The organism is Bacillus sp. HY001 (genome assembly GCF_007558965.1).
Taxonomy (GTDB): Bacteria; Bacillota; Bacilli; order Bacillales; family Bacillaceae_G; genus Bacillus_A; species Bacillus_A mobilis.
Map to the genome: position 1 here is coordinate 24,185 of NZ_VLTE01000058.1, position 12,461 is coordinate 36,645.

At 36.6% G+C, this 12,461-nt stretch carries 12 protein-coding genes; 11 read left to right on the forward strand and 1 reads right to left on the reverse strand.

From position 1 onward, the window contains the following. The first annotated feature begins 107 nt into the window (after positions 1 to 107). From icd to FOT98_RS23830, 3 genes are all read left to right on the forward strand, one after another. Positions 108 to 1,400 carry an NADP-dependent isocitrate dehydrogenase gene (gene icd, locus FOT98_RS23820; protein WP_000206899.1) on the forward strand — a complete coding sequence of 431 codons (1,293 nt, stop codon included), beginning with the start codon at positions 108 to 110 and terminating at the stop codon, positions 1,398 to 1,400. A 19-nt stretch (positions 1,401 to 1,419) separates the two neighbouring features. Next, complete coding sequence (gene mdh, locus FOT98_RS23825; RefSeq protein WP_063262650.1) at positions 1,420 to 2,358, forward strand: malate dehydrogenase; 939 nt, start codon at positions 1,420 to 1,422, stop codon at positions 2,356 to 2,358. Between the two features lie 216 nt (positions 2,359 to 2,574). Continuing rightward, entirely contained in the window at positions 2,575 to 3,048 is a 474-nt protein-coding gene (locus tag FOT98_RS23830; RefSeq protein ID WP_000914190.1) for a MaoC family dehydratase, read from the forward strand. A 51-nt stretch (positions 3,049 to 3,099) separates the two neighbouring features. On the opposite strand, the gene FOT98_RS32545 is transcribed toward FOT98_RS23830, so the two are convergent. Further along, positions 3,100 to 3,237: a hypothetical protein gene (locus tag FOT98_RS32545; RefSeq protein WP_080467775.1), complete on the reverse strand. Its 138-nt coding sequence runs from the start codon at positions 3,235 to 3,237 to the stop codon at positions 3,100 to 3,102. A 91-nt stretch (positions 3,238 to 3,328) separates the two neighbouring features. Between FOT98_RS32545 and FOT98_RS23835 the strand changes: the two genes are divergently transcribed. The 8 genes from FOT98_RS23835 to FOT98_RS23870 all read left to right on the forward strand — a co-directional run bounded on the left by FOT98_RS23835 (position 3,329) and on the right by FOT98_RS23870 (position 12,459). Beyond that, entirely contained in the window at positions 3,329 to 3,565 is a 237-nt protein-coding gene (locus FOT98_RS23835; RefSeq protein ID WP_063262651.1) for a hypothetical protein, read from the forward strand. A 159-nt stretch (positions 3,566 to 3,724) separates the two neighbouring features. Beyond that, complete coding sequence (gene phoP, locus FOT98_RS23840) at positions 3,725 to 4,444, forward strand: two-component system response regulator PhoP (RefSeq protein ID WP_061677044.1); 720 nt, start codon at positions 3,725 to 3,727, stop codon at positions 4,442 to 4,444. Then, positions 4,437 to 6,200, forward strand: coding sequence for a sensory box histidine kinase PhoR (gene phoR / locus FOT98_RS23845; protein ID WP_063262652.1), 1,764 nt, complete (start codon positions 4,437 to 4,439; stop codon positions 6,198 to 6,200). The genes phoP and phoR overlap by 8 nt, the downstream gene beginning before the upstream one ends. Before the next feature lie 283 nt (positions 6,201 to 6,483). Further along, positions 6,484 to 9,117 carry a DNA polymerase I gene (polA, locus tag FOT98_RS23850; RefSeq protein WP_063262653.1) on the forward strand — a complete coding sequence of 878 codons (2,634 nt, stop codon included), beginning with the start codon at positions 6,484 to 6,486 and terminating at the stop codon, positions 9,115 to 9,117. A gap of 12 nt (positions 9,118 to 9,129) precedes the next feature. After that, the gene (mutM, locus tag FOT98_RS23855) at positions 9,130 to 9,960 is read left to right on the forward strand and encodes a DNA-formamidopyrimidine glycosylase (protein ID WP_061677047.1); all 831 of its coding nucleotides are present in this window, start codon (positions 9,130 to 9,132) and stop codon (positions 9,958 to 9,960) included. A 72-nt stretch (positions 9,961 to 10,032) separates the two neighbouring features. Beyond that, the gene (gene ytaF, locus FOT98_RS23860; RefSeq protein ID WP_000281742.1) at positions 10,033 to 10,665 is read left to right on the forward strand and encodes a sporulation membrane protein YtaF; all 633 of its coding nucleotides are present in this window, start codon (positions 10,033 to 10,035) and stop codon (positions 10,663 to 10,665) included. 53 nt (positions 10,666 to 10,718) lie between these two features. After that, a complete protein-coding gene (coaE, locus tag FOT98_RS23865) occupies positions 10,719 to 11,321 on the forward strand; it encodes a dephospho-CoA kinase (protein ID WP_063262654.1) in 603 nt (200 codons plus the stop codon). Positions 11,322 to 11,430: 109 nt separating this feature from the next. Further along, the gene (locus tag FOT98_RS23870; RefSeq protein ID WP_061677050.1) at positions 11,431 to 12,459 is read left to right on the forward strand and encodes a glyceraldehyde-3-phosphate dehydrogenase; all 1,029 of its coding nucleotides are present in this window, start codon (positions 11,431 to 11,433) and stop codon (positions 12,457 to 12,459) included. The last annotated feature ends 2 nt before the right edge of the window (positions 12,460 to 12,461 follow it).

Genomic DNA, 12,461 nt, shown 5'->3' on the forward strand with positions numbered 1-12,461 from the left:
AGGAAAGACGTAATGATTAGAATATTTTAATTTGAATAACGGTTTGAACTGAGGGGTTATTCCCTCAGTTTCATACATATGAAATTTCAAACATGGGGGTTATCACATTGACGACAGGTGAAAAAATTACTGTAACTAACGGTGTTATGAATGTACCAAACAATCCGATTATTCCATTTATCGAAGGAGATGGAATTGGTCCTGATATTTGGGCAGCTGCATCTCGTGTACTAGAAGCAGCAGTTGAAAAAGCTTATGATGGTGAGAAGAAAATTGTTTGGAAAGAAGTGCTTGCAGGGGAAAAAGCATTCAACCAAACAGGCGAGTGGTTACCAGAAGAAACTTTAAATTTAATCCGTGAATATTTAATCGCGATTAAAGGTCCACTTACAACTCCAGTTGGCGGTGGTATTCGTTCTCTAAACGTAGCACTTCGTCAAGAGTTAGATTTATATGTATGTCTACGTCCAGTTCGTTATTTTGAAGGTGTTCCTTCACCTGTAAAACGTCCGGAAGATACTGATATGGTTATTTTCCGTGAAAATACAGAAGACATTTATGCTGGAATTGAATATGCACAAGGATCTCCAGAAGCAGAAAAAGTTCTTGCTTTCTTAAAAGAAGCAATGGGCGTTAATAAAATCCGCTTCCCAGAAACATCTGGTATTGGTATTAAACCAATCTCAGAAGAAGGGACAAAGCGTCTTGTTCGTGCTGCAATTCAATATGCAATTAACGAAAAACGTTCTTCTGTTACATTAGTTCATAAAGGAAACATTATGAAATTTACAGAAGGTGCTTTCAAAAACTGGGGTTACGAAGTAGCGGAACAAGAATTCGGCGATAAAGTATTTACTTGGGCTGAATATGACCGTATCGTAGAGAAAGATGGTAAAGATGCAGCGAATAAAGCGATGGCAGATGCTGAAGTGGCTGGCAAAATCATCGTAAAAGATTCTATTGCAGACATCTTCTTACAACAAATTTTAACTCGTCCACGTGAGTTCGATGTTGTTGCAACAATGAACTTAAACGGAGACTATATCTCTGATGCACTTGCTGCACAAGTAGGTGGAATTGGTATTGCACCTGGTGCAAACATTAACTATGTGACTGGACATGCTATCTTTGAAGCTACACACGGTACAGCTCCAAAATATGCAGGTTTAGACAAAGTAAACCCATCTTCAGTTCTTCTTTCAGGTGTATTATTATTAGAGCACTTAGGATGGAACGAAGCTGCGAAATTAGTAACTGCTTCTGTTGAGAACACAATTGCTTCAAAAGTAGTAACTTATGATTTCGCACGCTTAATGGAAGGTGCAACAGAAGTGAAATGTTCTGAGTTCGCTAATGAACTTATTAAAAACATGGATGTAGCGATAATCAAAAACGCATAATTAAAGCGGGGGGTAAATTATGACAATCAAACGCAAGAAAGTTTCAGTCATCGGTGCAGGATTTACAGGAGCAACAACAGCATTCTTATTAGCACAAAAAGAACTTGCAGATGTTGTATTAGTGGACATTCCACAACTGGAAAATCCAACAAAAGGGAAAGCGTTAGATATGTTAGAAGCGAGCCCAGTACAAGGTTTTGATGCTAACATTATTGGAACATCTGATTACGCAGATACTGCTGATTCTGACGTTATCGTTATTACAGCAGGTATTGCACGTAAGCCTGGTATGAGCCGTGATGACTTAGTAGCAACAAACTCTAAAATTATGAAAAGTATTACGCGCGACATTGCAAAACATTCACCAAATGCGATTATTCTTGTATTAACAAATCCAGTTGATGCAATGACATATTCTGTATTTAAAGAAGCAGGATTCCCGAAAGAGCGTGTTATCGGTCAATCGGGCGTATTAGATACAGCTCGTTTCCGTACATTTATTGCACAAGAATTAAATCTTTCTGTGAAAGACATTACAGGATTTGTTCTTGGTGGCCACGGTGACGATATGGTACCTCTTGTACGTTATTCTTATGCAGGTGGCATTCCGTTAGAAACGTTAATTCCGAAAGAGCGTTTAGAAGCAATCGTAGAACGTACCCGTAAAGGTGGCGGCGAAATTGTAGGCTTATTAGGAAACGGTAGTGCATATTACGCACCAGCTGCTTCTTTAGTTGAAATGACAGAAGCAATCTTAAAAGATCAACGCCGTGTATTACCGGCTATTGCGTACCTTGAAGGTGAATATGGTTATAGCGACCTTTACTTAGGGGTACCAGTAATTCTAGGTGGTAACGGAATTGAAAAAATTATTGAGTTAGAACTTCTTGCAGATGAAAGAGAAGCGCTAGATCGCTCTGTAGAATCTGTACGTAATGTTATGAAGGTTCTTGTTTAATAATTAAATATAAACGGAAAAAGATTCGGGGCCCCGAATCTTTTTCTACTATTTATTCAAATGTTTTTTTGAAATAATATGAAAACGCTATCATTTGGTGTATCCTATAATGAAACTATAGATTTATACTATACATTGCCCTCATCATAGTAAATTTCGGATTAGGTATCGGTTTTAGTAGGATAATAAGGTGGAAAAATCGGAGGGGGTTGTAACATGTTAAAGAAAAAAGTTCAAATTGGTCGTAGAATGGATGAAATTACAGTAGGAGAGAAATTATCTATCACTGAAAAAATTGAGGATAAAGATTTGTTATTGTACTTAGGGTTAACGAATGATGCCAATCCATTATATATTCAGCATGATTACGCATCCCAAACTCCGTATGAAAAGCCGATTGTACCAAGCATTATGCTAACGGGAATGATTACAACGGCAGTTACGAAATATTTACCAGGTCCAGGTAGTCATATTACAAGGAAGGACCTTACGTTCGTGAAGCATGTTCACCATTATGAAACGTTACAAATCCACTTTGAAGTTGTGGCTGTTTCCGAGGAGGAACATACAATTGATATGCTTGTATCTGCCCATGATGAAAAAGGAGAAACGGTTGTAAAGGGCTCTTTAACAGTAACGCCGCCTTTTAAATCAGTTTCTATTATGGAAAAAGCATTAGATAATTTTTAAAACATAAAAATATGAATAGCGCTAGCATACCTTTCTATAAGGGGGCTAGCGCTATTTTAAGTTGAAGAATCCTTCTTTGAACCCTTCAGCAAATTCTGAACAACCTGTTTTAATCGTATCCCAGCTCGGTACGTTAAAGGTAAGGAAACATGTAACTACTAAAGTTAAAATAGGTAGTAATATTCGCATAATAGACCTCTCTGTATATTATTTATTTATATATTTAAATTAATAATATATTTATTGGTAATTGAAGTCAATGAAAGGTGTGATTTTTAAGGTGAAGTGGAAAAAAGAAGACGTTATCTTTGAAACGATGAGAGAAGCTGAAGTGTGGGCAGACGCGGTCGCGAATGAAATGTACGGAAGAGTATTTGATGAATATGAAACGCTAGACTATAAAATAGCGTATGCTCTTGCGTTTTTGTTAGCGAAAAATCGAGAATTTAATATTTATACGGAAGTAGAATGTAATGAAACTATAGAAGTGTATAAAGTATCGATAACAATAAGTTAATGAAGCTGAGTGTAATTGTTTTTAGGAATAATGATAGTACAAATCAGCTCCATGTATAGACAATTATATTGAGAGGGACCTTGTTTTCTAGTATGATGAGAATAACGGGGAAAATACTAGGATGAAGAAGGTTTCAAGTCTATAACTTGGAGGAAAAGAATGAACAATCGTATTTTAGTAGTTGATGATGAGGAGTTTATCTTAACTTTAATTGAATTTAATCTACAACAAGCTGGGTTTGAAGTGATAACAGCGATGGATGGAGAAATGGCGCTTCAAAAAGCGACAACAGAACGCCCAGATTTAATTATATTAGATTTAATGCTTCCAAAAATGGATGGTATGGAAGTGTGTAAAGAATTACGATTGCAGCGCGTTATGACGCCGATTTTAATGTTAACAGCAAAAGATGATGAATTTGATAAGGTGCTAGGTCTTGAACTTGGGGCAGATGATTATATGACGAAGCCGTTTAGCCCGAGGGAAGTTGTTGCGCGTGTGAAGGCAATTTTGCGCCGTACGAAATTGCAACAAGAAGAACAAGTTAAAGAAACATCAGATGAAGAGAGCATTACAATTGCTGAACTTAAAATTTTGCCGGAATTTTATGAGGCTTATTTCCAAGGAAGAAAGCTTGAATTAACACCAAAAGAATTTGAACTACTTGTTTATCTTGCGAAAAATAAAAGTCGCGTGTTGACACGTGATCAATTATTAAGTGCTGTATGGAACTATGATTTTGCTGGTGATACACGAATTGTTGACGTTCATATTAGCCATTTGCGCGATAAAATTGAACAAAATACGAAAAAACCGACGTACATTAAAACGATACGTGGTTTAGGATATAAATTAGAGGAGCCAAAAGGGGATGAATAAATTTCGTTCCAGGCTTCTTTTTACATTTGTTTCTCTTATTGTTTTTATTTTAGTTGGACTAGGTTTATTGCTGGAAACTGTGTTTGAAAACTACTATATAGAACATGCAAAAGAGAGAATGGTAAAAGAGACAGAGTATGTTGCAGTATTAGCAGAAGAACAAGGTTTTGATGATGTCTTAAAAAATCCATATGTATTTGAAAAGTTAGAAGAAAAAATACAGGCTTCTATTGCATTTGTAGATGAAAAAAAGAAAGTGCAATATAGCGGCGGAGAACAGTCTGCGTTTAGCCAAGGGATAATGAAAGAACTTACTTCTGAAACAACGAAACAAAGAAATAAAGTCATTACGAAAGAAACAGATCAGAATAATGAATTTTACCATGCGGTGTTCGTTCAAGATGTGGCAGGGAAACAAGGGTATATTTTGGTAAAAAGTACAATTGAGCCTTTGAAAGCTGTTCATCAAAAAACGTGGGGATTATTAATTATCGGATTTGTTATCGCTTGTCTCGTAGTCGTATTTTTAGGTATGAAAATTACAGGGCAATATATTAGGCCGATTGAATCCGTTACGAAAGTGGCTATTGAATTAGCGAAGGGAAATTATAAAGCACGCGCTTATGAAAGTCATTCAGATGAAACAGGAATGCTGAGTAAAGCGATTAATATTTTAGCCCGTAATTTACAAGAGATGACACTTGAGCAAGAAATGCAACAAGATCGTCTGCATACGTTAATTGAAAATATGGGCAGCGGAATGATTTTAATTGATAGCCGCGGTTATATAAACCTTGTAAACCGTTCGTATAAGGAGACTTTCCACGTAACAGATGAAGAATATTTAGATCGTTTATATTATGAATCGTTTCATCATACAGAAATTATAGAGCTCGTGGAAGAAATCTTTATGACAGAAGTGAAAGTGCGTAAACAAATGTTATTGCCGCTTGGAATTGAGCGAAAGCATTTCGAAGTATATGGAGCACCAATTATTGGGACGAACCATGAATGGAAAGGGATTGTCCTTGTATTCCATGACATTACTGAGCTAAAGAAATTAGAACAAATGAGAAAAGACTTTTTAGCGAATGTTTCTCATGAACTAAAGACACCGATTACTTCTATTAAAGGTTTTTCAGAAACGCTCTTGGACGGTGCGATGGATAATAAAAAATTCTGCGAACATTTCTTGCACATTATTTTAAAAGAAAGTGAACGCATGCAAGGGTTAATTGAAGATTTATTAGATTTATCAAAGATTGAGCAACAAGGATTTAAATTGAGTATGGGGACCGTTGATATGAAGGGACTTCTTGAAGACATTCATATGGTTCTTGATAACAAAGCAGGAGAAAAAGAAATTTCTTTACAAGTAAATGCGCTAAAAGGAGTCTCGGTCATTGGAGATCCGAGTCGTTTGAAGCAAATCTTTATTAATTTAATAAATAACGCAATCGTATACACGCCGGCTGGAGGCGTTGTTTCTGTAGAATTAGCAGAAGATAAATATAATGCTTATATAAAAGTATCGGATACGGGAATTGGTATTAGTAAAGATGAAATTCCGCGTATTTTTGAACGCTTTTACCGAGTGGATAAAGCGAGAAGTAGAAATACTGGTGGTACAGGCCTTGGGTTATCAATTGTAAAGCATTTAGTTGAGGCGCATCACGGTACGATTACAGTGGATAGTGAAGTTGGGGAAGGGACAACATTTACAGTTGTTTTACCAAAATCAGCAACCGAAAAATAGGATGAAGGATGTTTACAATATATTAACAATGGCTTAATTAAATATTAATAAAGCTCTGTTAATATAATACATGAAAACCCCTTCATCCAAGGAGTAATTTTGGACGAGAATAGTTATGCTGTTCTCGTCACTTCCCTTTTATATTAGTAAACGTTTGTATATATAATAGAAAATAGCCGTTATTTTTCTTCTCTCTATTAGTCATGTTAATATAGAGAGAGGAAAGGAACGGTTTTTTTCTGTGAAAAAAATCATTTCAAATTTGTATGGGGAGGTTTCTGTTTTGGAAAAAAAGGTCGTATTAGTAGATGGTAATAATATCGCGTATCGTGCTTTCTTTGCACTACCGCTTTTAAATAACGACAAAGGTATACATACGAACGCAATTTACGGTTTTACAATGATGTTAATGAGAATATTAGAGGAAGAAAAACCGACGCATATGTTAGTAGCGTTTGATGCGGGTAAAACAACGTTCCGTCATAAAACGTATAGTGATTATAAAGGAGGACGTCAAAAGACTCCACCTGAATTGTCAGAGCAATTCCCGTTTATTCGTGAGATGCTGGATGCATTCAACGTACCGCGTTATGAATTAGAAAATTATGAAGCGGATGACATTATGGGAACGCTAGCGAAAGAAGCAAGTGAACAAGGAGCAAATGTAAAAGTTATTTCAGGAGATAAAGATTTACTTCAGCTTGTTTCTGATAACACGCTTGTATGCATTCCTCGAAAAGGGATTACGGAAGTAGATGAATATACGAAAGAAGCTTTATTTGAGAAATACAGCTTATCACCAAAGCAAATTATCGATATGAAAGGTTTAATGGGAGACCAATCAGATAATATTCCAGGGGTACCAGGAGTTGGTGAAAAAACTGCGATTAAATTGTTAACACAGTTTGGAACGGTTGAAGAAGTTTATGAAAATATAGAGCAAGTAAGCGGGAAAAAATTAAAAGAAAAGCTAGAAGCAAATAAAGACCAAGCTCTTATGAGTAAAGATCTTGCAACTATTATTACAGATGCGCCGATTACGGTGCATGTGGATGATATGGAGTATAAAGGATATGAAGCAAGTGATGTCATTCCAATGTTCGAGAATTTAGGATTTACATCTCTTTTAAATAAACTAGGTGTCACGCCAGAAGAAACGGCTCCAGCTGAATTAGATGATATTACATTTGATATTGTGGAAGAAGTTACAGAAGAAATGCTTCAGCAAGATAGTGCGCTTATTGTTGAAGTGCAAGAAGATAACTATCATAAAGCGGACATTCAAGGTTTTGGTATTCAAAATGAAAATGGTTGTTACTTTATTCAGAAGGACATTGCATTTGCATCGGATGCTTTCAAAGCATGGCTTGCAGATGGAGAAATGAGAAAGCACACATTTGATGCAAAACGTGCGATTGTGGCACTTAAATGGAATGATATAGATATGCAAGGGATTGACTTTGATCTATTAATCGCTGCTTATTTACTTGACCCAGCTGATACGGATAAAGATTTCCGTACTGTGGCGAAAATGAAAGAAACGCATGCTGTGAAATCCGATGAAGAAGTTTACGGAAAAGGTGCAAAGCGTGCGGTTCCAGAGCTAGAAGTAGTAGCGGAGCATGTAGCTCGTAAAGTGCACGTATTATATGATGTAAAGCAAACATTCGTAGAAGAGTTACAAAAGAATGAGCAATATGAACTGTTTACAGAGTTAGAATTACCACTTGCGCGTGTATTAGCTGATATGGAAGTAAAGGGTGTAAAAGTTGATACGGAGCGTCTTCGTAATATGGGAGAAGAACTTGCGGGTAGATTAAAGGAAATGGAACAGGAAATTTATAAGCTTGCGGGAACAGAATTTAATATTAATTCACCGAAGCAGCTTGGTGTTATTCTGTTTGAGAACTTAAACTTACCGGTTATTAAAAAGACGAAAACAGGTTATTCTACGTCAGCTGATGTACTAGAAAAGCTTATGGATCGCCATGAAATCATTCCAAACATTTTACATTATCGTCAATTAGGGAAACTAAATTCAACTTATATTGAAGGTTTATTAAAGGTTGTGCATGAAGATTCGTCTAAAATCCATACTCGTTTCAATCAAGTATTAACGCAAACAGGTCGCTTAAGTTCAACGGATCCGAACTTGCAAAATATCCCGATTCGACTAGAAGAAGGAAGAAAGATTCGTCAGGCATTTGTTCCATCAGAAGAAGGATGGATTATGTACGCGGCAGATTATTCGCAAATTGAACTTCGTGTATTAGCTCATATTGCAAATGATAAAGGGCTAGTTGACGCGTTCCAACATGACATGGATATTCATACGAAAACAGCTATGGATGTATTTGGCGTTGAAAAAGATGAAGTAACTTCAAATATGAGACGACAAGCGAAAGCTGTTAACTTCGGAATTGTGTATGGTATTAGTGACTACGGTCTTTCGCAAAACTTAGGAATTACAAGAAAAGCAGCAGCGGAATTTATTGAAAAGTATTTAGAAAGCTTCCCTGGTGTACAAGAATACATGGACGACATCGTAAAAGATGCGAAACAAAAAGGATATGTGGCTACATTATTAAATCGCCGCCGTTATATTCCAGAAATTACGAGTCGTAATTTCAATTTACGTAGTTTTGCTGAGCGTACAGCTATGAATACACCAATTCAAGGTACTGCAGCAGATATTATTAAAAAAGCGATGATTATTATGGCAGATCGTTTAGAGGAAGAAGGATTACAAGCACGTCTTCTTCTGCAAGTACACGATGAATTGATATTTGAAGCACCACAAGAGGAAATTGAAAAATTAGAGAAGCTTGTACCAGAAGTAATGGAGCATGCAATTGAACTTGCAGTTCCGCTGAAAGTTGATTATTCTTACGGTCCAACTTGGTACGACGCAAAATAAGGAAGTGATGAGATGCCTGAATTACCAGAGGTTGAAAACGTCAGACGGACACTTGAAAATCTTGTAACAGGAAAAACGATTGAAGATGTTATTGTTACGTATCCGAAAATAGTCAAACGACCGGATGATGCAGAAATTTTTAAAGAAATGCTAAGAGGCGAAAAGATTGAAAATATAAAGCGAAGAGGGAAGTTTTTGCTTTTATATGTAACGAATTATGTTATTGTTTCACACTTGCGTATGGAAGGTAAGTTTTTACTGCATCAAGAGGGTGAACCAATTGATAAGCATACGCACGTCCGTTTCTTATTTACAGATGGAACTGAATTACATTATAAAGATGTGAGAAAGTTTGGTACGATGCATCTCTTTAAGAAAGGTGAAGAGTTGAATCAAATGCCTCTTGCTGACCTAGGTCCGGAGCCATTTGATGCTGAATTGACACCGCAGTATTTACAAGAAAGATTGCAAAAGACCAATCGTAAAATAAAAGTTGTATTATTAGACCAGCGTCTTTTAGTAGGGCTTGGAAATATATATGTAGATGAAGTTTTATTCCGCTCTCAAATTCATCCGGAACGAGAAGCATCGTCTTTAACAGCAGAAGAAATTGAACGAATTTACGAGGCGACTGTTACAACGCTAGGCGAAGCAGTGAAGCGTGGCGGAAGTACAATTCGAACGTATATCAACTCGCAAGGGCAAATTGGTTCGTTCCAAGAACTTCTAAATGTATACGGAAAAAAGGGAGAACCGTGTGTAACTTGCGGTACGATACTAGAAAAAACAGTTGTTGGCGGAAGAGGAACGCATTACTGCCCAATTTGTCAGCCGAGAATATAGAAAAGAGATAACATCGGATAGGCATTTGTCATATACATACAGCAGAGCTATGTATAAGGGAGGAGCTTACCGATGTACCTTTATTTATCTCTTATTTTATTAGCTTTTACATTGAGCTTAGATAGCTGTAGTGTAGGGCTAACATATGGTTTAAGAAGCGTAAGAATTCCACTAAGATCAATTATAATTATTGGAATGTGTTCAGCGGCTGTTATGCTTGTTTCAATGGGAATTGGACATATGATCGCGAAAGTATTTTCACCTGTTATCGCAACGCGTATCGGTGGGCTTGTTCTTATTGGAATAGGAATTTGGGTATTATACCAATTTTTTCGAAGTGAGAAGAAAGAAGAACCGAAGCAAGAGGAGAAGGTATGGAAATTAGAAATTGCTTCGCTCGGGCTAGTGATTCAAATTTTACGGAAACCGACTGTTGCAGATTTTGATAAATCAGGCACCATTTCTGCAGGAGAAGCGTTACTTCTTGGTATCGCTCTTTCTATAGATTCGTTCGGTGCTGGAATTGGTGCATCTTTATTAGGGTATGCACCTGCTATGATGGCGATATTAGTTGCAGTGATGAGTTCTTTGTTTTTATTTATTGGAATGAAACTTGGAACGGTTTTATCAAATATGAAATGGTTACAAAAATTTACATTCCTGCCTGGGGTATTACTCATTATTATTGGAATTTGGAAAATGTAAGTATGGGCGTGGAACATTAGTTTCGCGCCTTTTATATTGTGAGGAGGATTATGATGACGGTAGTAATTGGATTAACGGGAGGCATTGCAAGCGGGAAAAGTACGGTATCAGAAATGTTTCGTGAACTGAGTATACCAGTTATTGATGCGGATATTATTGCGAGAGAAGTTGTAGAGCGAGGAAAACCAGCATATAACAAAATAGTAGAAGTGTTTGGAACGGAAGTATTACAAGAAGATGGAGAACTGGATCGGCCGAAATTAGGAAGTGTCGTTTTCCATAATGAAGAAAAACGATTGCAGTTAAATAAAATTGTTCATCCTGCAGTGCGTGAGGAAATGAATAAGCAAAAGGAAATGTACATAAAGGAAGGTATGCAAGCGGTTGTGTTAGATATTCCTCTTCTGTTTGAGGGGAAATTAACAAGCCTTGTTGATCGTGTTTTAGTTGTAGCAGTTAAGCCACATACGCAATTAGAACGTTTAATGAAACGAAATAATTTTTCAGAAGAAGAAGCAACGGCTCGTATTCAATCTCAAATGCCGCTAGAAGAAAAAGTGAAGAATGCAGATGAAGTGATAAATAATGATGGCACAATTATGGGAACGAAAACACAATTACAGGTGATTTTAAAGAATTGGAACATTATTGACTAAAAAATTGTGAAATTAATGAAAATGCTTAGTGACATATCCTCTTTTTGTGTTATACTATTATTGGGATTGGAGATAAATAGTATAACGCATTCAAGGGGGATAACATATTATGACTCGTGTGGCAATTAATGGATTTGGACGTATTGGGAGAATGGTATTTCGTCAGGCAATAAAAGAAAGCGCATTCGAAATTGTAGCAATCAATGCAAGCTATCCATCTGAAACGTTAGCACATTTAATTAAATATGATACAGTTCACGGCAAGTTTGACGGAACAGTAGAAGCATTTGAAGATCACTTATTAGTTGATGGGAAAATGATTCGCCTTTTAAACAACCGCGATCCAAAGGAATTGCCTTGGACAGATTTAGGTGTTGAAGTTGTAATTGAAGCAACTGGTAAATTTAATTCAAAAGAAAAAGCAATTCTTCATGTTGAAGCTGGAGCGAAAAAAGTTATTTTAACAGCGCCTGGTAAAAATGAAGATGTAACAATTGTAGTTGGTGTGAACGAAGACCAATTAGATATTACAAAACATACTGTTATTTCAAATGCATCTTGCACAACAAACTGTTTAGCGCCTGTTGTTAAGGTGTTAGATGAGCAGTTTGGAATTGAAAACGGTTTAATGACAACTGTTCACGCTTATACAAATGACCAAAAAAATATTGATAACCCACATAAAGATTTAAGAAGAGCGCGTGCTTGCGGACAATCAATCATTCCGACAACGACAGGTGCTGCGAAAGCGCTTGCAAAAGTTCTTCCGCACTTAAACGGAAAACTTCATGGTATGGCACTTCGTGTACCAACACCAAACGTGTCTCTTGTTGACTTAGTAGTAGATGTAAAACGTGATGTGACAGTTGAAGCTATTAATGAAGCGTTCAAAACTGTTGCAAACGGTGCATTAAAAGGTATTGTAGAATTCAGTGAAGAGCCTTTAGTATCTATTGACTTCAATACAAATACACACTCAGCTATCATTGATGGTTTATCTACAATGGTAATGGGTGATCGTAAGGTAAAAGTACTTGCTTGGTATGATAACGAGTGGGGCTACTCTCGTCGTGTTGTGGATCTTGTAACGTTAGTTGTTGACGAATTAGCGAAACAAGAAAATGTGCAACATATTTAAGT

Coding starts and splice junctions, on each gene's coding strand:
- mutM (WP_061677047.1), top strand. CDS start 9,130: ATGCCTGAATTACCAGAGGTTGAAAACGTCAGACGGACACTTGAAAAT.
- FOT98_RS23830 (WP_000914190.1), top strand. CDS start 2,575: ATGTTAAAGAAAAAAGTTCAAATTGGTCGTAGAATGGATGAAATTACA.
- coaE (WP_063262654.1), top strand. CDS start 10,719: ATGACGGTAGTAATTGGATTAACGGGAGGCATTGCAAGCGGGAAAAGT.
- phoR (WP_063262652.1), top strand. CDS start 4,437: ATGAATAAATTTCGTTCCAGGCTTCTTTTTACATTTGTTTCTCTTATT.
- ytaF (WP_000281742.1), top strand. CDS start 10,033: ATGTACCTTTATTTATCTCTTATTTTATTAGCTTTTACATTGAGCTTA.
- FOT98_RS32545 (WP_080467775.1), bottom strand. CDS start 3,237: ATGCGAATATTACTACCTATTTTAACTTTAGTAGTTACATGTTTCCTT.
- FOT98_RS23870 (WP_061677050.1), top strand. CDS start 11,431: ATGACTCGTGTGGCAATTAATGGATTTGGACGTATTGGGAGAATGGTA.
- phoP (WP_061677044.1), top strand. CDS start 3,725: ATGAACAATCGTATTTTAGTAGTTGATGATGAGGAGTTTATCTTAACT.
- mdh (WP_063262650.1), top strand. CDS start 1,420: ATGACAATCAAACGCAAGAAAGTTTCAGTCATCGGTGCAGGATTTACA.